General features: G+C 64.0%; 21 protein-coding genes. 10 read left to right on the top strand and 11 right to left on the bottom strand.

Going from position 1 to position 25,884, the window contains the following annotated elements:
* The first annotated feature begins 62 nt into the window (after positions 1–62).
* From G8E03_RS00985 to G8E03_RS00965, 5 genes are read left to right on the top strand one after another with little or no spacing between them, the layout of a single operon-like run.
* Positions 63–548 (top strand): DUF3576 domain-containing protein, encoded by a 486-nt coding sequence (locus G8E03_RS00985; RefSeq protein WP_166187609.1) that lies wholly within the window; start codon positions 63–65, stop codon positions 546–548.
* Between the two features lie 56 nt (positions 549–604).
* A complete protein-coding gene (gene leuS / locus G8E03_RS00980) occupies positions 605–3,253 on the top strand; it encodes a leucine--tRNA ligase (protein ID WP_166187607.1) in 2,649 nt (882 codons plus the stop codon).
* Positions 3,240–3,773 carry an LPS assembly lipoprotein LptE gene (gene lptE / locus G8E03_RS00975; RefSeq protein WP_166187604.1) on the top strand — a complete coding sequence of 178 codons (534 nt, stop codon included), beginning with the start codon at positions 3,240–3,242 and terminating at the stop codon, positions 3,771–3,773. The genes leuS and lptE overlap by 14 nt, the downstream gene beginning before the upstream one ends.
* On the top strand, positions 3,770–4,792 hold the full coding sequence (gene holA / locus G8E03_RS00970; RefSeq protein ID WP_166187602.1) for a DNA polymerase III subunit delta: 1,023 nt from the start codon (positions 3,770–3,772) through the stop codon (positions 4,790–4,792). The genes lptE and holA overlap by 4 nt, the downstream gene beginning before the upstream one ends.
* A gap of 11 nt (positions 4,793–4,803) precedes the next feature.
* Positions 4,804–5,406: a glutathione S-transferase family protein gene (locus tag G8E03_RS00965; protein ID WP_166187600.1), complete on the top strand. Its 603-nt coding sequence runs from the start codon at positions 4,804–4,806 to the stop codon at positions 5,404–5,406.
* Between the two features lies 1 nt (position 5,407).
* Here G8E03_RS00965 and G8E03_RS00960 read toward each other — a convergent pair whose 3' ends face one another.
* Positions 5,408–6,160, bottom strand: a complete 753-nt coding sequence (locus G8E03_RS00960; protein WP_166187598.1) for an SDR family oxidoreductase — start codon at positions 6,158–6,160, stop codon at positions 5,408–5,410.
* A gap of 224 nt (positions 6,161–6,384) precedes the next feature.
* Between G8E03_RS00960 and G8E03_RS00955 the strand changes: the two genes are divergently transcribed.
* Positions 6,385–9,828, top strand: a complete 3,444-nt coding sequence (locus G8E03_RS00955) for a pyruvate carboxylase (RefSeq protein WP_166187596.1) — start codon at positions 6,385–6,387, stop codon at positions 9,826–9,828.
* A 383-nt stretch (positions 9,829–10,211) separates the two neighbouring features.
* Positions 10,212–12,539, top strand: coding sequence for an ATP-dependent Clp protease ATP-binding subunit ClpA (gene clpA, locus G8E03_RS00950; protein WP_166187593.1), 2,328 nt, complete (start codon positions 10,212–10,214; stop codon positions 12,537–12,539).
* Between the two features lie 72 nt (positions 12,540–12,611).
* Here clpA and G8E03_RS00945 read toward each other — a convergent pair whose 3' ends face one another.
* The gene (locus G8E03_RS00945) at positions 12,612–14,591 is read right to left on the bottom strand and encodes a peptidoglycan -binding protein (protein WP_166187591.1); all 1,980 of its coding nucleotides are present in this window, start codon (positions 14,589–14,591) and stop codon (positions 12,612–12,614) included.
* The gene (locus G8E03_RS00940; protein WP_166187589.1) at positions 14,591–15,721 is read right to left on the bottom strand and encodes a biopolymer transporter ExbB; all 1,131 of its coding nucleotides are present in this window, start codon (positions 15,719–15,721) and stop codon (positions 14,591–14,593) included. The genes G8E03_RS00945 and G8E03_RS00940 overlap by 1 nt, the downstream gene beginning before the upstream one ends.
* A gap of 187 nt (positions 15,722–15,908) precedes the next feature.
* Here G8E03_RS00940 and G8E03_RS00935 point away from each other — a divergent pair, with 187 nt between their 5' ends.
* Positions 15,909–17,009, top strand: coding sequence for a transporter substrate-binding domain-containing protein (locus tag G8E03_RS00935; RefSeq protein WP_166187587.1), 1,101 nt, complete (start codon positions 15,909–15,911; stop codon positions 17,007–17,009).
* On the opposite strand, the gene G8E03_RS00930 is transcribed toward G8E03_RS00935, so the two are convergent.
* Positions 16,996–17,538 (bottom strand): gamma-glutamylcyclotransferase, encoded by a 543-nt coding sequence (locus G8E03_RS00930; protein ID WP_166187585.1) that lies wholly within the window; start codon positions 17,536–17,538, stop codon positions 16,996–16,998. The genes G8E03_RS00935 and G8E03_RS00930 overlap by 14 nt on opposite strands.
* Before the next feature lie 64 nt (positions 17,539–17,602).
* Here G8E03_RS00930 and G8E03_RS00925 point away from each other — a divergent pair, with 64 nt between their 5' ends.
* Entirely contained in the window at positions 17,603–18,610 is a 1,008-nt protein-coding gene (locus tag G8E03_RS00925; protein ID WP_166187583.1) for a DUF2125 domain-containing protein, read from the top strand.
* On the opposite strand, the gene G8E03_RS00920 is transcribed toward G8E03_RS00925, so the two are convergent.
* From G8E03_RS00920 to rsmI, 7 genes are read right to left on the bottom strand one after another with little or no spacing between them, the layout of a single operon-like run.
* Positions 18,607–19,518: a prephenate/arogenate dehydrogenase family protein gene (locus G8E03_RS00920; RefSeq protein WP_166187581.1), complete on the bottom strand. Its 912-nt coding sequence runs from the start codon at positions 19,516–19,518 to the stop codon at positions 18,607–18,609. The genes G8E03_RS00925 and G8E03_RS00920 overlap by 4 nt on opposite strands.
* Positions 19,515–20,606: a histidinol-phosphate transaminase gene (hisC, locus tag G8E03_RS00915; RefSeq protein WP_166187579.1), complete on the bottom strand. Its 1,092-nt coding sequence runs from the start codon at positions 20,604–20,606 to the stop codon at positions 19,515–19,517. The genes G8E03_RS00920 and hisC overlap by 4 nt, the downstream gene beginning before the upstream one ends.
* 32 nt (positions 20,607–20,638) lie before the next feature.
* The gene (locus G8E03_RS00910; RefSeq protein ID WP_166187577.1) at positions 20,639–21,580 is read right to left on the bottom strand and encodes an alpha/beta hydrolase; all 942 of its coding nucleotides are present in this window, start codon (positions 21,578–21,580) and stop codon (positions 20,639–20,641) included.
* Positions 21,580–22,524: a glutathione synthase gene (gene gshB, locus G8E03_RS00905; protein WP_166187574.1), complete on the bottom strand. Its 945-nt coding sequence runs from the start codon at positions 22,522–22,524 to the stop codon at positions 21,580–21,582. Before gshB ends, G8E03_RS00910 begins: the two co-directional genes overlap by 1 nt.
* Before the next feature lie 33 nt (positions 22,525–22,557).
* Positions 22,558–23,160, bottom strand: a complete 603-nt coding sequence (locus G8E03_RS00900) for a BON domain-containing protein (RefSeq protein WP_166187571.1) — start codon at positions 23,158–23,160, stop codon at positions 22,558–22,560.
* Between the two features lie 36 nt (positions 23,161–23,196).
* Positions 23,197–23,649, bottom strand: coding sequence for a YraN family protein (locus tag G8E03_RS00895; protein ID WP_166187569.1), 453 nt, complete (start codon positions 23,647–23,649; stop codon positions 23,197–23,199).
* 34 nt (positions 23,650–23,683) lie between these two features.
* A complete protein-coding gene (gene rsmI / locus G8E03_RS00890; protein WP_166187567.1) occupies positions 23,684–24,538 on the bottom strand; it encodes a 16S rRNA (cytidine(1402)-2'-O)-methyltransferase in 855 nt (284 codons plus the stop codon).
* 119 nt (positions 24,539–24,657) lie between these two features.
* Between rsmI and G8E03_RS00885 the strand changes: the two genes are divergently transcribed.
* On the top strand, positions 24,658–25,881 hold the full coding sequence (locus tag G8E03_RS00885) for a penicillin-binding protein activator (RefSeq protein ID WP_166187565.1): 1,224 nt from the start codon (positions 24,658–24,660) through the stop codon (positions 25,879–25,881).
* Positions 25,882–25,884 lie beyond the last annotated feature (3 nt).

The raw sequence follows: 25,884 nt of genomic DNA, 5'->3' as shown, positions 1-25,884 counted from the left end.
TCGCTAGGCGGTCGCGCCGATATGAGGAACAGGACCTGTATATACGGAGGCTGCGCGGACCGATGTCAGCGAAACTGTTTATAAGCGTTACCATGGCAATGGGCGTCCTCGCCTCGTGCGGGGATCGAGACTTCCAACCCGAGCGTGACCAGATCACGGAACCGGAGGGAATCAGCATCAACCGACTGTTGTCGGGCGAACTGTTCCAGAATCGCGGACCGGCGCTGAACGTCAATCAATACCTGTGGCGGGCTTCGCTCGACACGCTGGATTTCCTGCCGCTGGTGTCCACCGACCCGTTCGGCGGTGTCATCACCACCGATTGGGGCAGCCCAGCCGGTGTCACGACAGAACGGTTCCGCGCCACGGCGGTGATCGATTCGGACGCGCTTGCGGTGAACTCGCTGCGGTTGGCGCTGTACCGGCAGGTGCAGTCGAACGGATCCTGGGTGGATGCCCCCGTCGCGGATGAGACGGTGCGCCAGATCGAGGATGCAATCCTGCTGCGCGCGCGCCAGTTGCGCCGTGAGGGCGCGATCACAGACTGACCCTATGCGTGCGTGCGGCATATAGGTGCCGCGCGCCGTCTATATGAGAGAATGCAATGTCCCGTTACAATGCCCGCGTGGCCGAGCCGAAATGGCAGAAGGCCTGGGATGATGCCCGCGCGTTCGAGGCGGTCGCCGATCCGGACCGGCCCAAATACTACGTCCTGGAAATGTTCCCGTACCCTTCGGGAAAGCTGCACATGGGCCATGTGCGCAACTACACCATGGGCGACGTGGTTGCGCGCTACAAGCGGGCCACGGGGCATTCTGTGCTGCATCCGATGGGATGGGACGCATTCGGTCTGCCGGCGGAAAATGCCGCGATGGAACGTGGGGTGCATCCGGGCGACTGGACCTATGAGAACATCGACGCGATGCGTGCCCAGTTCGCCAGGCTGGGCTTCAGCCTGGACTGGTCCCGCGAATTCGCCACCTGTGACCCGGACTATTACGGCCAGCAGCAGGCGCTGTTCATCGACATGCTGGATGCCGGACTGATCACGCGCAAGAACGCCATGGTCAACTGGGATCCGGTGGACATGACCGTTCTGGCCAACGAACAGGTCGAGGATGGCCGGGGCTGGCGATCGGGCGCGGTGGTCGAGCGCAAGGAACTGACGCAGTGGTTCTTCAAGATCTCGGACATGGCGGATGAACTGCTGGCCGGGCTGGACGGGCTGGAGAAGTGGCCCGAGAAAGTCCGCCTGATGCAGTCGAACTGGATCGGCAAGTCGCGCGGCCTGCAACTCGAATTCGAGTTTTCCTCGGGGCTGGACGGTTTCGAGGCGCTGGAGGTGTACACCACCCGGCCCGACACGTTGATGGGCGCCAGCTTTGCCGCGATCTCCCCCGATCATCCGCTGGCAAAGGCGCTGGAGCAGCAGCGCGACGACATCAAGGCGTTCAATGAGGACTGCCGGCGCACCGGCACCTCGGAGGAGGCGCTGGAGAAGGCGGAAAAGCGCGGCATGGATACCGGCCTGACCGTGGCACACCCGCTGGACCCCGACTGGCACCTGCCGGTCTGGATCGCGAATTTCGTGCTGATGGATTACGGCACCGGCGCGATCTTCGGCTGCCCGGCGCATGACCAGCGTGATCTGGACTTCGCGCGGAAATACGAATTGCCGGTCCATGATGTGTTCCTGCCCGCCGAAGGGGGCGAACCGGTGGAGAACACCGCCTTCGTGCCGTTCAAGACGGATGCCGTCCGCTATGTCCGTCCCTTGGGAGCGGCCGGAACCATGACCGGCGAGGACGCGATCGTGCAGGCCATAGATTTTTGCGAGGCGCAGGGCGTGGGCCACGGCGTCACGAAATTCCGCCTTCGCGACTGGGGGTTGAGCCGCCAGCGCTACTGGGGCTGCCCGATCCCGGTGGTGCATTGCGACACCTGCGGCGTGGTGCCCGAGGCGAAGGAGAACCTGCCGGTCGAACTGCCCAAGGATGTGACCTTCGACCGTCCGGGCAATCCGCTGGACTGGCACCCGACCTGGCGCGATACGGCTTGCCCGAAATGCGGGGCCGCGGCGAAGCGTGAGACGGACACGATGGACACCTTCGTCGATTCGTCCTGGTATTATGCGCGCTTCACCTCTCCGAACGCTGACACGCCGACGGATGTGGATGCCGCGAAATACTGGATGAACGTGGATCAGTATATCGGCGGGGTGGAACACGCGATCCTGCATCTGCTGTATTCGCGCTTCTTCGCCCGCGCGATGGAAAAGACCGGGCACCTGCCTGCCTCGGCCAACGAACCGTTCGATGCGCTGTTCACGCAGGGCATGGTCACGCATGAGACCTATCAAGTTGATACCGGCCCAGCGGATCGCAACCAATTGGGCCTTGAGGGACTTCCTGACGAAATCGCTGTGCGCCGGTCGAGATACATATATCCGGAAGATGTTGAGGTTCGGGATGGCAGACGATTTGAAGTCGGGACTGACAATCCTGTGATCGTCGGCCCGGTCATCAAGATGTCGAAATCCAAGAAGAACACGGTCAATCCGCTCGACATTATCGACCAGTACGGTGCCGACACCGCCCGCTGGTTCGTGATGTCCGACAGCCCGCCTGAGAGGGACGTGGAATGGACCGCCGCCGGTGCGGACGCGGCCTGGAAGCACTTGCAACGGGTCTGGCGTCTGGTGGTGGAGTTGGAGGACACGCCCCCCGCGCTCGACACGCCCCCCGCGCTCGACACGCCCGACGGGCCGGATGCGATTGCGCTGCGTCGGGTGCTGCACCGGACGATTGCGGATCTGACCGCCGCGATCGAGGGGTTCGCCTTCAACAAGGGGGTGGCCAAGCTCTATGAGTTGACCAACGCCATCGCGAAGGCGAAGGGCAGTGCCGACGTGGCGCGTGCCAAGCGCGACGCCCTGATGACGCTCGCCCGTCTGATGCAGCCAATGACGCCGCATCTGGCCGAGGAAATGTGGGCGACGCTGGGGGGCGAGGGGATGGTGCTGCACGCCCCCTGGCCCGTGGCGGACGAGACCTATCTGGTCGAGGATACGGTGCTGATGCCGATCCAGATCAACGGCAAGAAACGCTCGGAGATCACCGTCGCGAAGGACGCAGACAAGGCCACGATCGAGGCGCTGGCACTGGCCGATCCCGCCGTCGTCAAGGCGCTGAATGGCGGTGCCCCGCGTAAGCTGATCGTCGTACCGGGGAGGATCGTGAATGTCGTTGCATAGGCGACAGATACTGTCGGCGTTGTTGTTGAGCCCATTGCTGGTGCCACTGGCGGGATGCGGGTTCGAACCGCTCTACGGCTCCGACGGGGCGGCGGCACAATTGCGGGGTCAGGTCCGGGTGACGGCTATCGACGGGCGGGACGGCTATTTCCTGCGTGAGCGGCTGCTGCAACGCTTCGGGCGCCCGGCTGCGGATGCGCCGCTGACACTCTCCGTCACGCTGGTGACGGAGGCGGAGGCGCTGGCGATCCGGCAGGGCAACGATGTGTCGCGCTATAATCTGAGCGGCGTCGCCTTGATCGCCTTGCGCAGAAGCGGGGTCGCCGAACCGATCCTGCTGGATGAGGTTTCGGGCGATGCCAGCTATAACGCGCCGTCCTCGGTTCCGCCCGCTCCGCCCAATGCCTCCGACGTGGCAGCCCGCGCGGCGGAGCAGGATGCCGGGCGGCGATTGGCCCAGTATCTGGCTGAACAAATCGCGGATCGTGTGCTGATCGCATCGGAACAGCTGTCCCAATGAAGCTGGCGCCGCGTGACGCCGCCGCCTTCCTCGCGCGGCCCGATCTGACGCGGAGCGGCATTCTGATCCATGGCCCGGATGCGGAACGTATCGCCCAGCGGCGGCGGGCGCTGACCTTGGCGGTCGTCGGGCCGAACGGGGCCGAGGACATGCGGCTGGAACGTCTGACCGGCGCCGACCTACGCTCCGACCCTGCGAAGTTGAGCGACGCCATGAAGGCGCAGAGCTTCTTTCCCGGGCCGCGCGCCGTGGTGGTGGAGGACGCGACCGATGGTCTGGCCAAGGGCATCACCCCGGTGCTGGAGGATTGGCGCGAGGGCGACGGGTTCCTGATCTTTACTGCCGGACAATTGACCGCGCGATCCGCCTTGCGAAAGTTGTTCGAGGGCGCTCGAAATGCGCTGTCCCTCGCCGTCTATTCCGATCCGCCGGGCCGCGCGGAAATCGAGGCAGCCATCGCGAGGGTCGATCTCAACCCCTCATCCGATGCGCTGGCCGATCTGACCGCGCGGGGGCGCGGAATGCCCGAGGGGGACTTCGCCCAGCTTCTGGAAAAACTCTCGCTCTACAAACGCGGTGATGCGCGCCCGTTGAGTGTGGAGGAGATCGCCCAGCTGGCACCGCAAAGCACGGACGCCGCCGTGGACGATCTGGTCGCCGCCGTCGCGAACGGGGCCGTGCCGCGGATCGGCCCTGCGATGATGCGATTGACCGCGCAGGGCACCAATCCCACTACTTTGTGCATCGGTATGACACGGCATTTCCGCCAATTACACGCGGCGGCATGTATGGGCGGACGGCCCGAGGACGCACTGGGCCGGCTGCGCCCGCCCGTTTTTGGCCCGCGACGTGATGCGATGGCCGCGCAGGTGCGGGCGTGGGGAACGCCCCGCCTGGAACGCGCCCTGACGACACTGACCGATGCCGACCTGATGCTTCGCTCCTCCAGCCGCACACCGCAGGAGGCGATGCTGGAACGTGCCCTGATTCGCATCGCCATGATGCGCCCTCGCAATTAAAGGACCCCGCCATGACCCTGACCCTGATCGGATACCCGCAAAGCCGCGCCATGCGCGTGATGTGGATGTTGGAGGAGCTGGAGCTGGACTACGATCTGGTGCCCGCCCGCCCCCACGCGCCCGAGATTTGCGCCGTGAACCCCAGCGGCAAGGTGCCCGCGCTGCGCGTGGACGATGTCGTGCTGACCGATTCCGTTGCCATCTGCCAGTTTCTGGCGGACCGGGAGGGCAAGCTGACCGCCCCCGCCGGAACCATCGCCCGTGCGACGCAGGACGGACACACGCAATTTATCTGCGACGAGGTGGACGGCGCGCTGTGGATCGCGGCGAAGCACAGCTTCGCCCTGCCTGAGGAGTTGCGGATCAAGGGCGTCAAGGACACCGCGCGGTTCGAGTTTATCCGCGCCATGGAACGGGTGGAGACCCGGCTGGGGCAGGGGCCGTATCTGGCGGGCGACGCGTTCGCCGTGCCGGACGTGATCCTGGCCCATTGCCTGTCATGGGCCAAATCCGCGAAGTTCGAAACCGGCAGCGAAATCGTCGATGCCTACGGCAAGCGGTGCCGCGCCCGCCCCGCATTCCGCAGGGCGCTGGAGCGGGCGGCGGCGTATTGACCTAGTCGATCAGGCCGACCCGGCGGCGTATGGCCGGGTCGCGCAGGCTGACATCCTCACCCGCGTATTGCGCGCCTTCGGGTCCGCACAGCCATGCGATTGCGGCGGCAGGCCATTGCGGGGGAACGTGATCCTCCCAATCCAGCTGGGACACCGCATTGATGCCAGAGGCGCTGATTTCGCGCTGCATCTGCGTGGCGACGGTGCCGGGGCTGAGGCCGATACAGGTCAGACGGTGGCCTTCCTCGATCTGGACGCAGGCGGTCAGCATCTTTGCCGCGGCCTTGGATGCGCAATAATGCGACCAGCCTTCAAGCGCGGAGGTCGCGGCCCCTGATGATATGTTCACGATCGTCCCGCCCTTTGCCATTACCGGCAGGACGGCGCGAATGGCGTGGTAGGCCCCGACCGAGTTGATCCCGAACGCCTGCGCCCACGCGGCCGGATCGCTGTCTGCGATGGTGCTGATCGGCTCGATCACGCCGGCATTGTTGACGAGGATGTCGAGCCGCCCGAATTCGGCGGTGGCGGCGGTCACGACCTCAGCCATCTGGGTATAGTCGGAAACGTCGCAGGCCACGGCGATGGCCTTGCCGCCGGCTGCGCGAAGCTCCTCCACGATCGTTGTGATCGCATCGCTGGATCGTGCGGTCAGTACGACGTTGGCACCCTGTTCGGCGAACAGACGGGCCGTCGCCTCTCCTATGCCGCGCGACGCGCCTGTGATGATGGCGGTCTTGCCTTGTAGATGCATGGGATCCCCCCGGGGTTATGATTGCGATCGGATGTCCCGTTCAACATAGTTTGCCCCTCGCAAAGCACTAGTCGTGCGGGCCGCATCCTGCCTTGTTCGCATTTGCGGTAGCGATCCGGCGAACAGGGGGAGACAGGCCCATATCTTCGGCGTTATAAGCAGTTATTAGATTATTGTGCGATTGCTAACACTTCGAGATCGTGACCCTCAACCGGGAGCCGTCCATGCCTGACTTCAAGAAAATCCTCATCGCCAACCGCGGTGAAATCGCGATCCGCATCATGCGTGCGGCCAATGAGATGGGCAAGAAAACCGTCGCGGTCTTCGCGGAGGAGGACAAGCTGGGCCTGCACCGGTTCAAGGCGGATGAGGCCTATCGCATTGGTGAGGGGCTGGGCCCCGTCGCCGCCTATCTGAGCATCGACGAGATCATCCGCGTGGCGAAGCTGTCGGGCGCGGACGCGATCCATCCCGGTTACGGGCTGCTGTCGGAAAACCCCGAATTCGTGGACGCCTGCGCCGCAAACGGCCTCACCTTCATCGGGCCCAAGGCGCAGACGATGCGTGAGCTGGGTGACAAGGCCTCGGCCCGCCGGGTCGCGATGGAGGCTGGCGTGCCGGTTGTCCCCGCGACGGAGGTTCTGCCCGACGACATGGATGAGGTCCGCCGCATGGCCGATGAGGTCGGCTATCCCTTCATGCTCAAGGCCAGCTGGGGCGGCGGTGGTCGCGGTATGCGCCCGATCATGGGCCCGGACGAGCTGGAGGAGATGGTCCTGTCCGGGCGGCGCGAGGCCGAGGCGGCCTTCGGCAATGGTGAGGGGTATCTGGAAAAGCTGGTGCGCAATGCTCGCCACGTCGAGGTGCAGATCCTGGGCGACAGCCAGGGCAACATCTATCACCTGTACGAGCGTGATTGCTCCGTCCAGCGGCGCAATCAGAAGGTGGTGGAACGCGCGCCCGCGCCCTACCTCTCGGACACGCAGCGGGAGCGTATTTGCGAGTTGGGCCGCAAGATCTGTGCGCATGTGAACTACGAATGCGCGGGCACCGTCGAGTTCCTGATGGATATGGATTCGGGCGAATTCTATTTCATCGAGGTGAACCCCCGCGTTCAGGTCGAGCATACCGTGACCGAGGAGGTGACCGGCATCGACATCGTGCGCGCGCAAATCCTGATCGCCGAGGGCAAGACCCTGACCGAGGCGACCGGCTGCGCCAGCCAGTACGACGTCAAGCTGGATGGCCACGCCCTGCAATGCCGGATCACGACCGAGGATCCGCAGAACAACTTCATCCCCGATTACGGGCGCATCAGCGCCTACCGCACTGCGACCGGGATGGGCATCCGACTGGATGGCGGCACGGCCTATGCGGGGGCGGTCATTACCCGCTTTTACGATTCGCTGTTGGTCAAGGTGACGGCATGGGCCCCCACGCCCGAGGCTGCGATCGCCCGGATGGACCGGTCCCTGCGTGAGTTTCGGATTCGCGGCGTGGCGACAAACATCGCCTTCGTCGAAAACCTGCTCAAGCATCCGACATTCCTTAACAATACCTACACCACGACCTTCATCGACAACACGCCCGAGCTGTTCGAGTTCAAGAAGCGGCAGGACCGCGCGACGAAGATCCTGACCTATTTGGCGGACATCACCGTCAATGGTCACCCGGACGTGGAGGGCCGGCCAAGGCCGCCCGCCCATGCCAAGCTGCCCAGTGCGCCGCGCCAGCCGGTCGATGCACCGCCCGCCGGAACCAGGCAGATTCTGGAGGCGAAGGGTGCCAGCGGCCTCGCCGACTGGATGCTGGACCAGCCACAACTGCTGATTACCGACACCACGATGCGCGACGGGCACCAGTCCCTGCTGGCCACGCGGATGCGCAGCGACGACATGATCGCCATCGCGCCGACCTATGCGCATGAGCTGTCGGGCCTGTTCTCGGTCGAGTGCTGGGGCGGTGCGACCTTCGACGTGGCGTATCGTTTCCTGCAGGAATGCCCGTGGCAGCGCCTGCGCGACATCCGGGCGCGGATGCCCAATATCATGACTCAGATGCTGCTGCGCGCCTCGAACGGTGTCGGCTACACCAATTATCCCGATAACGTTGTGCAAAGCTTCGTCGCGCAGGCGGCGGAATCCGGTGTGGACGTGTTCCGCGTCTTCGACAGCCTCAATTGGGTAGAGAACATGCGCATCGCGATGGATGCGGTGATCGAGAGCGGCAAGGTTTGTGAGGGGACGATCTGCTATACCGGCGACATCCTCGATGCGGATCGCGCGAAATACGACCTGAAATATTATGTCGAGATGGGCAAGGCGTTGCGCGATGCGGGTGCGCATGTGCTGGGTCTGAAGGATATGGCTGGCCTGCTGAAACCCGCCGCCGCCCGCGTTCTGGTCAAGGCGTTGAAGGAGGAGGTCGGCCTGCCGATTCACTTCCACACGCATGACACGTCGGGCATTTCGGGCGCGACGGTTCTGGCCGCGGCAGAGGCGGGCGTGGATGCGGTCGATGTGGCGATGGATGCATTTTCCGGCCTGACCTCGCAGCCGCCACTCGGTTCGATCGTCGAGGCTTTGGAGAATACCGACCGGGCCACCGGGCTGGACCGCGCCGCATTGCGCCGCGTGTCGGAATATTGGGAGGACGTGCGCGATCAGTACGCCGCGTTCGAGACGACGATGAAGTCCGGTTCGTCCGAGGTCTGGCTGCATGAGATGCCCGGCGGACAGTTCACCAACCTCAAGGCGCAGGCCCGATCGCTGGGGCTGGAGGAACGCTGGCACGAGGTCGCGCAGACCTATGCCGATGTGAACCAGATGTTCGGTGACATCGTGAAGGTCACGCCCTCGTCCAAGGTGGTGGGCGACATGGCGTTGCTGATGGTCTCGCAGGGGCTGACCCGTGCGCAGGTCGAGGATCCCGATGTCGACGTCTCGTTCCCTGATTCGGTCGTTGACATGATGCGTGGCAATCTGGGCCAGCCTCCGGGCGGGTGGCCGCAGAAGTTGCAGGCGAAGATTCTCAAGGGCGAAACCGCTTCGACCGAGCGCCCCGGCGCGCATCTGCCCCCCGTCGATCTGGAGGCGACCCGCGCCGAACTGTCCGCGCAACTCGACGAGATGGAAATAGGCGATGAGGATCTGAACGGCTATCTGATGTATCCCAAGGTTTTCATGGACTATATGGGCCGTTATCAGGAATACGGCCCCGTGCGCATCCTGCCCACAAACGTGTATTTCTACGGGATGGAGCCGGGGCAGGAGATCCAGCCCGAACTGGACCCGGGTAAGACCCTGATCATCCGCTTGCAAGCCATAGGTGAGACGAACGAGGACGGTGACGTCCGCGTGTTTTTTGAGATCAATGGCCAACCGCGCGTGATCCGCGTGGCCAACCGCAAGGCCGTGGCGAGTGTCGCCAAGCGCCCGAAAGCAGAGCTCGGCAATGCCGATCACGTGGCCGCACCGATGCCCGGTGTCATCGCTTCCGTCGCGGTGACGGTCGGGCAGGAAGTGGCAGAGGGCGACATGCTGCTGACCATCGAGGCGATGAAAATGGAAACGGCGATCCACGCGGATCGCGCCGGAACCATCGCGGCGATCCATGCCCCTGCGGGCAGTCAGGTCGATGCCAAGGATCTGCTGATCGCGTTCGAGTAAACGGACGCGGTTTGGATCGGGGGGAATCGGCCCGTGGGTGCCCCGCAGGCCGTGCGTCACCTTCGGATCAGCGTGCGCAGATCTAGCTGCGCACGCTATTCGCGTGGATCATCTTGAACAGGTCGGATGCTGCGTGCCGGACTGGTCTCGGTGCGGCTGCACATCTTGAATTATGCGAACACAGTTCCGATATCGTGTTTCCGGCTGCGATACGGGGCAGTGGTTCGGGGCGCTTGGTCGCAGGGCGGATCGCTCAGTTTACGGTGATTGCGGGCATTTACCCCTTGATCCTCACCCGTTGAAGCCGAAATGTATAAGGAGCGCCTGCGTCGCGCTCGTCCGTCGTGCCATCACGCGCGACGGCAGACGAAAGGATTTGCGGTATGCCGTCATTCTCCAACACTCTCGAAGCCGCAATTCACAATGCGCTGGCACTGGCCAATGCACGCAGACATGAACTTGCCACACTCGAACACCTGCTGCTCGCTTTGATTGACGAGCCTGATGCCGCACGTGTCATGACCGCATGTTCCGTCGATCTGGACCGGTTGCGCGCAACGGTGACCGATTTCCTAGATGAGGAGCTCGATGCCCTGGTCAGCGATATCGAGGGATCCGAGGCCGCTCCCACCACCGGTTTCCAGCGTGTGATCCAGCGCGCGGCGATTCATGTGCAAAGCTCTGGCCGGACCGAGGTGACAGGCGCAAATGTGCTGGTCGCCATGTTTGCCGAACGGGAAAGCCATGCGGCCTATTTCCTGCAGGAGCAGGACATGACCCGCTATGATGCGGTCAACTATATCAGCCACGGCGTCGCCAAGGACCCGACTCATTCCGATACCCGGCCCGTTCTGGGGGCTGAAGAAATGGGCGATGAAACCGGTGAGCAGACCGGCAATCCGCAGGGCGGCAAGGAAGAAACCGCGCTGCAAAAATACTGCGTCGATCTGAACGCGAAGGCTCGCAAGGGCGATGTCGATCCGCTGATCGGCCGCGCGGATGAGGTCGAGCGTTGCATCCAGGTGCTGTGCCGCCGGCGCAAGAACAACCCTCTGCTGGTGGGCGATCCGGGCGTGGGCAAGACCGCCATAGCCGAGGGGCTGGCCCGCAAGATCGTCGATGGCGAGACACCGAAAATCCTGTCGGAGGCGACGATTTATTCGCTCGATATGGGCGCGCTGCTGGCCGGAACCCGCTATCGCGGCGATTTCGAGGAGCGGCTCAAGGCCGTTATGAAGGAATTGGAGGAGCATCCTGATGCGGTGCTGTTCATAGACGAGATCCATACGGTGATCGGCGCCGGTGCCACGTCTGGCGGCGCGATGGATGCATCCAACCTGCTGAAGCCTGCCTTGCAGAACGGTGGCCTGCGCTGCATGGGATCGACGACCTACAAGGAATTCCGTCAGCACTTCGAGAAGGATCGCGCGCTGAGCCGCCGGTTCCAGAAAATCGACGTGAAGGAACCGACGGTGGACGACACCGTGAAAATTCTGCGGGGGCTCAAGCCGATCTTCGAGGAGCATCACGAAATCCGCTATACGCAGGAGGCGATCAAATCCGCCGTCGAACTGGCTGCGCGGTATATTCATGATCGCAAGTTGCCCGACAAGGCCATCGACGTGATCGACGAGGCCGGCGCCGCGCAGCATCTGCTGCCCGACAGCAAGCGGCGCAAGACCATCACCGCCAAGGAGATCGAGGCCGTCGTGGCCAAGATCGCCCGCATCCCGCCGAAATCCGTCAGCAAGGATGACAGTGCCGTGCTCAAGGATCTGGAGGCTTCGCTCAAACGTGTCGTCTTCGGTCAGGATGAGGCGATCGAGGCGCTGTCCGCGGCGATCAAACTGGCACGGGCCGGCCTGCGCGAACCGGAAAAGCCCATCGGCAACTACCTGTTCGCGGGTCCGACGGGCGTGGGCAAGACCGAGGTTGCAAACCAGTTGGCCAGCACACTGGGCGTGAAACTACTGCGTTTCGACATGTCGGAATACATGGAGAAGCACGCGGTATCGCGCCTGATCGGTGCCCCTCCGGGCTATGTCGGTTTCGATCAGGGCGGTCTGCTGACCGATGGCGTCGATCAGGATCCGCACTGTGTCCTGCTGCTTGACGAAATCGAGAAGGCGCACCCGGATGTGTTCAACATCCTGCTTCAGGTGATGGACCACGGCAAATTGACCGACCACAACGGGCGTCAGGTCGATTTCCGCAACGTGGTGCTGATCATGACCTCGAACGCCGGGGCGGCGGAGCAGGCGAAATCTGCCATGGGCTTCGGTCGTGAGCGGCGTCAGGGTGAGGATACAGCCGCGATCGAGCGGACGTTCAGCCCCGAATTCCGCAACCGTCTGGACGCGGTGATTTCTTTCGGTGCCCTACCGAAAGAGGTAATCCTGAAAGTGGTCGAGAAGTTCGTGCTGCAACTCGAAGCGCAGCTGATGGATCGCAACGTGACCTTCGAACTGACCCGTGGCGCTGCCGAATGGCTGGCTGACAAAGGCTACGACGACCGGATGGGCGCGCGTCCGCTGGGGCGTGTCATTCAGGAGCACATCAAGAAGCCGCTGGCCGAGGAATTGCTGTTCGGCAAACTGGCCAAGGGCGGTGTGGTCAAGGTCTCGGTCAAGGATGACAAGCTGACGCTGGACATCGCGGATGACAACAAGAAGCTGTCGAACGACAGGCCGCCGTTGCTGACTGCGGAATAGGCTGATCGCCGGAAATGAGAAGGGCCAGCGTCACACGCTGGCCCTTTTTCGTACGTGGTTGTGCTCCCGCGCCTAGCGCTCGGTGAATTTCAACTCGATCCGCCGGTTGCGGGCGAGGGCCTCGAAGCTGGTTCCGTCGTCCACGGGCTGATATTCGCCATATCCGGCGGCGGCCAGACGGTCGGAGGGGATGCCTTCGACCTCGGACAGATAGCGCACGACCGACAGGGCGCGGGCCTGGCTCAACTCCCAATTGTCGGCGTATTCGGACGTGGTGCCGACCGGAATGCGGTCGGTGTGACCGTTCACTTGCAGGATCCAATCGATATCCTCGGGTATTTCGCCCGCGATGCTCTGGATAACGCGAGCCACGTCGGTGATCTGTTTGCGTCCGTCGAAACCCAGGGAAGCGGAGCCGGGTTCGAACAGCACCTCGGAGGAGAACACGAAGCGGTCCCCGACCACGCGTACCCCCTCCTGATTGCCCAAAAGCTCCCGCATCCGGCCGAAGAACTCCGAACGATACTGGCGCAATTGCTCCGCCTCATCCTCCAGCGCGTCGGCGCGGCGGCGTTGTTCCGCCGCGACCTGTGCGAGGGCAGTGTTCAACTGGCTGCCCAACGCTTCGATGCGGACCTCGTTTTCGGCGTCGCGCGCGTTGGATTCGTCCAGCAACGCTTGCAGGGTGGAAAGCTGTTGGCGCAGGGCGGCCGCTTGCTGGTTGAGCAGGGCGACCTCACGACGGGCCTCGGTCGTTTCTGACCTTTGTTCGGTCAACAAGGCGTTGGCCTGCGCCAACAGGGCGCGCTGACGTTCTAGTTCGCTCAACTCATCCGCGCGGGCGGTTTCGACCAATGCGCGTGCGGATTCAGCGGCGGCGAGTAGAGTAAGCGTCTCCTCCGCCTCCTGCCGTTGTTGTTCGAGGGCGAGGGTCATCGCGGACAGTTCGGTGTCCGCCTCGGCCAGACGGGCGCGCAGGGCCGCGGTCGCGGCGGCCTCGGCCAGGCTTGCACGCTCTGCTTCGCTCAACGCTTCCTGATTGTCGGCCAGTTGGGTTCGGAGGCGTTCGACAGCGGCGGCTTCCTCCAAGCGGGCACGCTCCTCCTCGCTCAGGGCGGTTTGCGTGGTGTCGAGCCGATCCTGCAATGCGGCGATGGCGGCCTGCTCCTCCAACCGGGCCTGTTGCTCGGCGCTCAGGCGGGTTTCAAGGGTATCGAGTTCGGCCCGCAGGGCGGTTCCGGCTTCGCTCAGCGCATCCCGCTCCTGCGTGGTGTCCTGCAGGGCGGCGGCCAGTTCGGTGATGCGGCTGGCGCGTCGGTCGCCCTCGGCACGGCTGGCATCCAGTTGCACGGACAGATCGGCGAGGGTTGCCTGCTGGGCGGCGGCCTCACTCTGCAAGTCGGCGATCAGGGTTTCCAGCGCCTCCCGCTGTGCGGCGGCCAGACGGGCGGCTTCGGTCTTTTCGTCGATCTCCTCCCGGGCCTGGGCTAGGGCAAGTTGCAGGGCTTCCGCGCGGGAGATGACTTCCGCGTTCGCATCGCGCAGTCGGGCGACCTCCTGGGTCGTGGCGGTCAGCTCATCCGTCGTGGCGGCAAGCTGTTCCGCGCGCTCGGCGCTTTCGTCGCGGGCGGCAGCAAGGGCCGTGTCCAGATCGGAGTTGCGGGCCAGCAACGAGGCAACCTGCGATTCAAAGCTGGCAATGCGTGTGGTGGCGTCGGCGATGTCCGCCTCCAGCGCCGCGATGGTCAGGCGGCGCGTCTCGGAGATTGCTTCGCTCTCGCTCAACGATCCGGCCAGATCGGCGACATTGGTTTCGAGCTGATCGGACCGTTGCTGTTCCAGCCCCAATGCCTCGGCCAGGGTGGCCAGTTCGGAGCCGAGTTCCTCAAGCCTGCGATCCTGCCCGTTGATCGTTTCCTGGAGCACGAACTGCATAACCATGAAAATCGTCAGCACGAACATCAGCACCAGCAGAAGCGCCGTCATCGCATCGACGAATCCAGGCCAGATATTGGCGGTGAACCCCGCGCCGGATCGCCGTCGCAACGCCATCAGTCGCCCCTGAGCGCGGCGGTAAGGGTCGCGATCTCGGCACGGATCTCGGTGATGCTGTCCTGCCGCCCGGCGGACAGTTCCTCCAGCAGACGCAGCAATTGCACGTCGATATTCTTGAGCCGCATCCGGGTTTCGTCGTCCAGTGCGCCGGACTCCGCGTCACGGGCCTCCATCAGGGCGATCAGGCGATCCTGCCCGTCGGCGATGCGAGTCAGGGTGGGGTCGGATGTGTTGTGCCCCCCCTCCAGATTGCGCGCCAGGGCGGAAATGCTGCCGATCAGCTCAGCCATGCGGGCGCCATCCTCGACCCGGCGTTCCTCGGCCCGGTGCATCAGTTCACCCAGACCGGCCAGGTCATAGGCCACGCCGCCCTCGGCCTCCCCCTCACCATCGGCGCTTGCCACGCCGATGCGCGTGATCGAGGAAAGCCACTCTTCCAGCTCCATATAGAACCGGTTCTGCCCGTGGCCCGCGAACAGCTCAAGCATCCCCACGACCAGCGATCCGGCAAGGCCCAGAAGGGATGAGGCAAACGCCGTGCCCATGCCGCCAAGCTGGCTTTCCAGACCGCTCATCAACCGCTCGAACACGGCGATGCCCTGCTCCCCCTCGGACGGCGCGAGGGAGCGGATCGTCTCCACCACCGCGGGCACGGTTGTGGCAAGGCCGTAGAACGTTCCCAGAAGACCGAGGAAAATCAGAAGGTTGATGATGTAGCGCGTGATGTCGCGCGCCTCATCCAAACGGGTCGCCACGGAATCGAGGATGGACCGGCTGGAGTTGGATGTCAGGCCGAGCCGCGCCCGCTGATCCTTGAGCAAGGCCGCCAGCGAGGCCAGCAATCGCGGGGATTGCACGAATTCGTGGCCCGGTCGGTTCAGCGCGAACCCCTCGATCCAGTTCACGGAGCTGATGAGTTGCAGAACCTGCCAGAAACACGCCAGCACGCCGACCACAAACATGGCGAGGATAAAGCCGTTGAGATAGATGTTCGCAAGGAAGATCGGCGCGATGCTGCTATAGATCAGGCCGCCCCCGATCGCTGTCAGCACCAGGACCAGCACCATAAGCACGACTTGTCTGATCGGCTGTGAGAACTGAGGTTCTTTTTCGGTTTCCAATAGCATTCCGCGCGCCCGCCTGTCTTTTTCGCGATCTTACGCAGCTTGGCCCGGCAATCCAATCGCATACTTGCGTCCGGACGCGGCAAGGGGGACCAGGGTGGGGACCGCAGCCAGACTTGCAAAGACTTGGCGTTTCATGCGCAAATGTCCCGACACCACCGAAGACCATACGCAGGGGACAGGCGTGAAAATGAAGCTACTATTGTGTGCCGTGGGCGCAATCGGCGTGCTCGGCGCGACCACGGCCATGGCGCAGACCGCATGTCAGCCCTATACGATTCAGCCCGGCGATACCCTGCGCGCAATCAATCTGCGGGCCTATGGCGAAGACAATTTTCGCCCTCTCTACCAAGCCAATCAATTGGTTATCGGGCCGAACCCCAATCTGATCGAGGTCGGCAGCGTTCTGGATATACCGTGTGCCGGTAACGGCACTGCGGCCGGCACACCGGTGCGCGTGGAGGAGCCAGAGCCTCGCGAACAGCCCGTCCCGGCGGCCGCGCCAGTGCAGGACCCCGTGCCCGAAAGCGAGATGACCGCGCCGGAATCGCCCGCCGCCCTCAATGTCAGCTTCGTGACATATGACGGAAACGCGCCTTATTCCGGGCGCGACCTTCCCAATGGTGGCCTGGCGACGGAGCTGCTCGAAACCGCGTATCTCGACACTCTGCCCGATGCGCAGATCGAAACCACGGTCGTGCGCGATCTGCCCGGTTTCCTGCGCGCGATGGGCAGTGAGGCCTATGATGTCGGCTTTCCGTCCATCCGCCCCGATTGCAATGTGATCGAGACTCTGGCCGTCGAGATGATCGAATTGTGCGCGAAATACGCCTTCTCCCAGCCATTTCACGAGATCCCGATGGCGGCATGGACGTTGAGCGGCAGCCCGGTTTCAGGGGCCGTCGATCCTGCTGAATTGAGCGGGTCGCGCATCTGCCGTCCTGAGGGCCTGTTTACCTTCGATCTGGACGCGGACCGTCTGCCCGGTCGCGGGGGCGCGTTGAGCACTCCGGCCAATGCGACCGCCTGTTTCGAGGCGCTGGCCGCCGGTCAGACCGATGTGGTCAGCATTCCCCGAAACCAGGCGCCCGCGGCCATCGCGGCGACAGGTCTGGAGGGGCGCGTCGTCGCGGTTCCGGCGCTGGAACGTGGCGTGACCCTTCATGCGGTCGCAAATCAGTCCAATCCAGCGGGGGTCGCGGCGATTTCCCGCCTCAATCGCGGGCTGGCGGCGATGCGTGCCGACGGGTCGTGGTTCCGTATCGTGGCGCGACAGCTCAGCGGCGGCTGAGGCCGCTCACCAGTTCCTCCAGCGTGTGCAGTTCGTCGTCCGCGATGTTCTGTTCACGCAGGGCGGCGACGGTGGCGGTCAGGTATTCCGTATTCGGGCCACGCCCGCCGACCGCGCGCGCGATGATGCGGGCCTGCTCCTCCAACGTCAGACCGCGCGCATATTGCACGTGGTTCAGATCCATCACGTAGGTCAGCGCCTGCACCTCGCGCCCATCGGCCAACTCGATCGGGCAGACCCGTTCCAGATAGGCATCGGTCACCAGCTCGCGCTCCCGCAGATAGGCCAGGGTCGCATCCGCATGGTCAGCAACCGGGCGAAAGGCGACGCCGTAGCAATGGGCCGGGGCCATCTCCTCCAATGCCAGAACCAGTCCCGGCTCCTCCCGCGTGCCGCGATGTTCGATCGAGTGCATGCAGAACGAACGGCGGTATCCCTGCAAGGTGGCGACCTGCCGCTCCTCATGCGCGAAGCCCGGATTCCACATCAGCGAACCGTAGCCGAAGACCCATAATCCGCGTATGTCCATTGCTCTTCCTCCCGACAGCGCCATGATATAGGCCCTTGAGACCGAAGGATCGAGAGGGATCGTCATGTCGTTTAAAGCAATATTCGTAGTGCTCATCGTCGCCGTGGTCGGATGGTCCGCCTATTGGTGGGTCAATGCCGGCATGCGTCGCGACGCGGTGGAGACATGGTTCGCCGAGCGACAGGCCGATGGCTGGGTCGCGGAATATGGCGATCTGCGCGTGACCGGCTATCCCAACCGCGTCGACACGATCCTGACCGACGTGGCGCTGGCCGATCCAGACAGCGGCTGGTCATGGCAGGGGCCGCGGTTCGAGATGCTGACCCTCAGCTATCAACCGTTCGAAATCATCGCCGTCTGGCCCGGCCAGCACATGATCGCGTCCCCCTATCAGCGTGTGAGCGTCGAGGGTGAGGTTCTGCGCGCCTCGCTGGCCGTGTCCGCGAACGGACAGTTTGAGCTGGACCGCGCGCGCATCGAAGGGCGCGACGTGACCATCGACAGCACAGCCGGCTGGACAGTCGAGGTGCCTGAACTGGCCGTCGCCACGCAGCAGCCGGAGGATACGCCGGACCCGACCCGGCACAGATTCGGCCTGACACTGACCGATGCCACGCTTTCGGGCGATCTGCGTCGGCAGTTCGACCCCAGAAACCTATTGCCCGCCACCATCGAGACGGTGCATGTCGATGCCCTCGCCACATTCGAAGCGCCGGTCAGCCTGCGCACGTTGGAGCGTGATCCCCCGCCGCTGGCCGCGTTGGACATCGCGGATATCAGCGCCGTTTGGGGGCAGCTCGACCTGCGGGCCCAAGGGGATGTGGTGGCCGATGCCCGTGGGTTTGCCGAGGGTCGCATGAATGTGCGGGCCCGCAATTGGGAGGATATGCTGGCCTTGGCAGTGGCCAACGGCGCGTTGGACCAGAGCACGGCGCAGGCCGCCCAGTTCGGGTTGCGCCTGCTCGCCGCCGCGGGTGGGGACAGCAACACGCTGGACGCACCGCTGACGTTTTCGGACGGCGTTACCCGGATCGGCCCCCTGCCGTTGGGAGAGGCGCCGCGCCTGCGTTAATCGTTCCGCTTGCGTCCAAAATCAGGCGCGTCCGTGTCCTGACCCGCATCCAGAATGCCGCGCCGGATTGCACGGGTGCGGGTGAAATGATCGAACAGCAGATCGCCGTCGCCCTTGCGGATGGCGCGCTGCAAGGTGAACAGCTCCTCGGTGAAGCGGCCCAGAATCTCCAGCGTCGCGGCCTCGTTGTTCAGGAACACATCCCGCCACATCGTGGGGTCGGACGCGGCGATGCGGGTGAAATCACGAAACCCGGCGGCGGAAAACTTGATGACCTCGGAATTGGTCACGCGGCGCAGATCGTCCGCGACACCCACCATGGTATAGGCGATCAGGTGCGGCACATGACTGGTCACCGCCAGCACCCGGTCGTGATGTTCGGCGTCCATCTCCTCGACCCGCGCGCCCATCCCTTCCCAGAAACCGCGATAGCGGGCGACATCCTGCGGTGCCGTATCCTCCGGCGGGGTCAGGATGCAAAAGCGGTTGTCGAACAGCGTGGCAAAGCCGGATTCCGGGCCGGAATGCTCGGTCCCCGCCAGCGGATGCGCAGGAACGAAGACTGTTCCGGCGGGCAGATGCGGTGCCACGGCGTCTATCACCGCCTGCTTGACGGATCCAACATCCGACACGACGCAGCCCGGTTTCAAATGCGGTCCGATCTCCGCCGCGACATCGGCCATTGCGCCGACCGGAACGCACAGGATCACCAGATCGACCCCGGCGACAGCCTCCGCCGGGGTGGCGAACACCTGATCCACCAGTCCGATGCGCAGCGCGGTCTCTCGCGTTTGCGCCGTGCGGGCGGTACCGACGATTTCCTCCGCGAGCCCGCGCCGCTTGGCGGCCAGTGCTATGGATCCCGCGATCAGGCCCAGCCCGATCAGTGCGACACGTTCATAAATCATCGCGCGGCCATGAATTTCGTCAGGATGTCCGCAACGGCTCGGGTTGCCGTCTCGTCCCCGATGGTGATCCGCAGGCAACCGGGCAGATCATAGCCCTGCACGTCGCGCACGATATAGCCGCGCTGGCGCAGCGCGGCATCGGCGGCCTTCGCGGTGTCCACATCGGGGAAACGGGCGCAGATGAAATTCCCGTGCGAGGGGTCGCTGTCGATCCCGGCGCGGGCCAGTTGCCGCGCCAGCCATTCGCGCCAGACCTCGTTCTGGATCACGCAATGTTCTGTCCATTCGGTGTCGCGCACCGCCGCCTCCGCTGCGGCGAGGCCGGCAGCCGTCACGTTGAACGGCCCGCGCACACGGTTGAGCACGTCGATCACGTGATCCGGCCCGTAGGCCCAGCCCACGCGCAACGCGCCCAGCCCGTAGACCTTTGAAAACGTCCGGGTCATCACCACGTTGTCGCGCCGCCCCACCAATCCGGCGTAGCCGTCATAGCCCGGTTCGCGCACGAATTCGGCATAGGCCCCGTCCATCACCAGCAGGACATGTGGCGGCAGATTGTCGGCCAGACGCTCAATCTCGGCATCGGGGATCAGCGTGCCAGTGGGGTTGTTGGGATTGGCGACGAAGACCAGCCGGGTCCTGTCTGTGACAGCCGCCAGCAGGGCGTCCACGTCGGTGCGCCGCGTATCCTCTGCCACGACCACGGGGGTCGAGCCGGCTACCTTGGCGTAGATGGCATACATCGCGAAGCCATGCTGCGTGTGGACGATCTCCGTCCCCGGCCCGGCATAAGCCTGACAGAGCAGGCTGAGGATCTCATCCGAGCCGCAGCCGCAGATAATGCGGTCCGCGCGCAGGCCATGCACCTCGGCGATTGCGGTGCGCAGGGCGAAATGGCTGCCGTCGGGATAGGTCGCGATGTTCGTGGCAAGGGCGGTATACGCCTCGACCGCGCGTGCGCTGGGGCCAAGCGGATTCTCGTTCGAGGACAGCTTCGTCACATGGTTCGCGCCGTGGGTCTTTCCCTCACCACCAACATAGGGGGTGATGTCCAGAATGCCGGGCTGCGCGTTGATCCGATGTGTCATGAGTGCCTCGCGTCGAAGGATACGTGCGTTCCCTAGCGCGCCTGACGGTCAGTTTCCAGTGGGTCGGTTCCCAAATGGCGCCGCACGAACGCCCCTGCCTTGTCGAGCGCATCGTCCGCCTCGGGCAGGCGCCCTTGCAAATGTTGCCAGCAATGCGGTGTCTTCTCCCAGAAATCGACCTGTACATCGACACCCTGCCTGCTGAGTGTCGCGGCCATCGCGCGGGCGTCATCCTCCAGAATCTCGGCCCGGCTGGCCTGTATCAGCACCGGCGGTGCACCGTCGAAGGTGCCGAAGACGGGCGAGGCTCGCGGATCGTCGGTCGGGGCCGAGCCGAGATATTGATCGCGGGCCTCCGGGATTCTCCGTCCTGGCAGCAAGACCTCACGCTGTGCATTGCGTCCATGGCTGGCCCCGCTCAGCGTCATGTCGACCCAGGGGCTGAACGCCACGGCGCAGGCGGGATAGGGCAGATCGGTCGTGCCGCACAGATGCAGCAGGGCCATCACCATGCCGCCCCCCGCGCTGTCGCCCAGCAAGGCGATATCCTCGGGCGCATGACCGACCTTCAGCAGATGGCGGTAGCACGATACCGCGTCTTCGATCGCTGCCGGAAAGCGATGATTCGGTGCCAGACGGTAGTCCGGTATCAGCACCCGCGCCCGCGTCCTGTCCGCCATGGCAGCGGCAAGCGGTCGATGCGAGGTGGAGCTGCCGAACAGATATGCCCCGCCGTGAAAGAACAGGATGACCTTGCTGCGCGACGCCCGGCCGGTACTGATCCAGCGGGCGTCGATCCAGCCATCCTCATACGGAATGCGAACGGGGTTGGCATGGGTCCCCGCGGGTTCGTGAAGCCTTGCCGCCTGCCGGTCCAGTCTGGCGCCGACCCTGCCGAAATCCGTAGCCCGCGCCAGCAGGGGTCGTTCGACATACCGGTAGAACAGATTCAGCAGCGTCAGCCGGAACGACATCAGCCGGTGCGCCGCCGCTCGATCGCTTCCCAGATCTTCGCGGTGACATTGGTGCCGTCGAACCGCTCCAGCTCCTGCAATCCGGTGGGGGAGGTCACGTTGATCTCGGTCAGCCAGTCACCGATCACGTCGATGCCAACGAAGATCTGACCCTTCTCACGCAGGGTCGGCCCGATCGCCGCGCAGATTTCACGATCCCGCGCGGTCAGTTCCACCTTCTCCGGCCGTCCGCCGACATGCATGTTGGACCGGGTTTCACCCTTTGCCGGAACGCGGTTGATCGCGCCCACAGGCTCCCCGTCCACGAGGATGACACGTTTGTCGCCCTTGCTGACCGCCGGCAAGAACTTCTGCATGATCAGCGGTTCACGGTTGATGCTGGTGAACAGCTCATGCAGCGAGGACAGGTTGCGATCCTCCTTCGTCAAACGGAACACCCCGGCACCGCCATTGCCGTAGAGCGGTTTGAGGATTACGTCCCCGTGCTCCGTCTTGAAGGCCCGCAAAGCCTCCAGATCCCGCGCCACAAGTGTGGGAGGGGTCAGATCGGGGAATTGCAGGACCAGCAATTTCTCGGGGAAATTGCGCACCCAGGTGGGGTCGTTCACCACCAGCGTTTCAGGGTGAATAAAATCCAGCAAGTGCGTGGTCGTGATGTACCCCATGTCGAAGGGCGGGTCCTGTCGCAGCCAGACCACGTCCATGTCGGCAAGATCGACCTCGACCGGATCACCGGCGACCATGTGATTTCCATGCTCGCGCCGTATCTCGACCGGACGCCCCGTGGCATGGACGTGACCGTTGCGCCAGCTCAGCTTGTCGGGGGTGTAGTAGAATAGGGAATGCCCGCGGGCCTGCGCTTCCTCCATGATGCGAAAGCTGCTGTCCGCGTCGATATCGACATGTTCGAGCGGGTCCATCTGAACCGCGACCTTGAGGGGCATTCCGTATCCTTTCGTCTGAAATCCAATGGATTTTCAGGTGTTGTCGCGCCGCCGCCTTGGGTCCGTGGTCAGCAGGGCGTGGCTGACCACCTGCCTTACGCCCGATACGCGAGACGCAATTTCAGTGACGCGCTGCAATTCCTCCATGCTGCGCGCTAGACCCATCACATGAACGGTGCCGTTGACCGTTTCAATGTCATAATTGACGGAAAGAACATCCTCTGCCCCCAGAATCCGGGCGCTGATCTCCGTATCGATCCGCGTATCGTTGGCGATCTCGCGCCAGCCGCGATCGGCTACTATCAGTTCGTTGATAACCTCGCGCACGTCATTGATGCCCCGGGCGAGTTGTTCGGCCCGCTGTCTGTCGGCCTGCGACGAAACCGCGCCCAACAGGACCACGCGCCCTTCGGTGACACTTGTCTCGACCTGTGAGAAGAGGGTGCTGTCCTCCTGAAGCAGAGCGTCGCTGATGCGCAGCTTGATCTCGGCATCGGTCAAAGCCTCGCCCGTGCTTCGGGTCTGGGCGGTGGAAACGGCGCCGGTGGCAACCCCCCCGAAGATGACCGGCGCGCACGCGCCCAACACCGCCATGGCGGCAAGCCCGGCCACTATCATTCCATTTCGCAAAATCATCGTCTTTCGCCCTTTTCGAACCTGCAAACAACTGCCTCAGAACAGGTGGGCGTTCTCAACGATCTCCATCGCGCCGGTGCGGTCCATCAAAACGGCATCGAAGCGAAGGTCGGTCGCGGCACCCACATCTTGCTCCATCATATATCTGTTTGCAGCCTGCTCCAAGCGTTGCCATTGCCTGGCGCTGATGGAATGAGCGGCCTCCTCGATCGTGCGTCGGGATTTCACCTCGCAAAAAACGATGCCACCGTCCATTTCGAAGATCAGGTCGATCTCCCCCTCTCGCACGCGGTAGCGCTGTTTGAGCAGGCGAGCGCCCATGGCGCGATATGTCCGCAGGACTGTGTCCTCGGCTGCCAGACCGCTGTGATATGCCCGGGTGCCGCGTTGCTGACGTGCAAATTTGGCTCGCGCTGCCGCATCCGTAGGCGCGGCCTGCACTGAGGTCAGGCAGGACAGAAAGTCAAGTTGGCGTGGCTCGATGCTCATCCAGCTACAATCGCGCCGGAAAGCTAACAAATCCCTAATACTCGTCCTGTAATTCCAGCGCCCTGCGATAGATGTCCCGTCGCGGTAGGCCTGTGGCCTGTGCGACCGCATCTGCCGCATCGCGCAAGCGCAGGTTTTCGAGGGCTTTCCGCAACATCTCGTCTATATCTTCCTGATCGTGGCGTTCGCTCTCGGGCGGGCCGACCACGATGACGATTTCTCCTTTCGGCGGGGTTTCGTGGGCATATTCCTCGGCCATCTGGCCCAGCGGTCCGCGCCGCACCTGCTCGAACCGCTTCGTCAATTCGCGGCACACCGCCACGGGTCGATCCGGGCCGAGCGAATGGGCCATGTCCGCCAGCATCGAGGCCACCCTTTTGGGGCTTTCGTAGAAGACCAACGTCGCAGGCACCCGACCGAACGTGCTTAGAAAAGTACGGCGGGCGGCCTGTTTTTGTGGCGCGAACCCCGCGAACAGAAAGCGATCTGTGGGCAAACCGGCGACCGTCAGCGCCGCCAGAACGGCAGAGGCACCCGGCGCAGCGCGGACCTTGTGCCCCTCGGCGATTGCAGAGCGGGCCAGTTGAAAGCCGGGATCTGCGACCAGCGGCGTGCCCGCGTCCGAGGCATAGGCCACGCTCTTCCCCTCGGCCAGCGCGGCCATCAGACGGGGCCGCATCGCGGGTCCGTTATGGTCGTGATAGGCCAGCACGGTGCGTCCGGCGAGGGGGATGCCGTGGATCTCCATCAACCGGCGCAAGGTGCGGGTATCCTCGGCGACCAGAACATCCGCATCGCGCAGAATGTCGAGGGCGTGCAATGTGATATCGCGCGCCGCACCGATCGGCGTCGCGACCAGATGCAGCGCAGGCTCGGGTCCTGTCCCCATGAAGCGATCCTTCCGATGGTATGCGTCGGCAAGCAAACGAAATGTTGCCCGCTCAGGCCGCCGTACTACACTTTGTGATATCCTGTCATCCAGATGCGTTTTGCCCAAGCGAGGTTTTCATGTCCGCCCTTACCTTACCTGCCCCCCGTTTCAAGAGGATCGTCGGCGCCGCGCTGTTCGGCCTTGCGGCACTTGCCGGATGCACGCCGACAACCTCGTCCGGCTCGCTGGGATCAATCCTGCAAACCACTCCGTCCACGCCCCAACCGGGTGAGATCCCCATGAGCGGGCCGGTGCGTGTGGCGCTTCTGGTTCCGACGGGCAGTGGTGATGCGGAGCGTGATGCGCTGGGCTCGGCGCTGGAGAACGCGGCGCGGCTGGCGCTTGCCGACCGTCCGAATTCCAGCATCGAGCTGAGCGTTCTGTCGACAGGCGGCGATCCGGGGCAGGCGGCGGATGCGGCGGCGTCGGCGGTCGCGCTTGATGCCGACATCATCGTGGGGCCGCTGTTCTCCTCCTCCGTTGCGGCGGTCGCGCCGATTGCGCAGCAGGCGGGTATTCCGGTGCTGTCGTTCTCGAACAACTCTGCCGTGGCGGGCGACAACGTCTATATCCTGGGACGCAGCTTCGGCACCAGCGCGCGGCGCCTGATGTCCTTCGCGGCATCTCGCGGTCTGCGCAACACCGGCCTGATCTACACGCAGGATACCGAAGGGCAAGCCGCCCTGGATGCCGTTCGGCAGGCTGCGGGTGAAACAGGCTCGCAACTGGTGGCGACCGCATCCTACCCCCGGTCGCGCGAGGGGATTCCTGCGGCGGCGGAATTCTTCACCAATGAGATGATCCGCAACGGTGTCGACAATCTGCTGCTGTCCGATCGCGGAACGGGTCTGGTCTATGCCGCCTCGTTCCTGCCCTTCCATGGGCTGAACGTCGATCGCACGCAGGTCATGGGACTTCAGGAACTGACCGAAGGCGCGATGGCGTCCGAGCGTGCGCTGGCCGGCGCGTGGTACACCGTGGTTGATCCTTCCAGCAGCGCCACGTTCTCCAACCGCTACAGCGCGCGTTACGGTGCGCGCCCACATCCCCTTGCGAGCTTGGCCTATGATGGTATTGCTGCAACGGATACGCTGATCGCGGAAGCGCGGTCTAGCCGCGACGCGCGTGCCTTCGATGCGCGCAACCTGACCCGTTCCGCAGGTTTCACCGGGGCGGAGGGCGCATTCCGCTTCCGTGCCGATGGCGGTACGGATCGTGCGCTCGCGATCATGGAAGTGACCCGTGACGGACCCAAGCTTGTTGATCCCGCCCCCGGAACACTCGGATTCTCCGGTCTCTGACAC

The organism is Pontivivens nitratireducens, assembly GCF_011290545.1.
Lineage (GTDB): Bacteria > Pseudomonadota > Alphaproteobacteria > Rhodobacterales > Rhodobacteraceae > Pontivivens > Pontivivens nitratireducens.
This window is presented reverse-complemented; position numbering and strand designations above follow the sequence as displayed.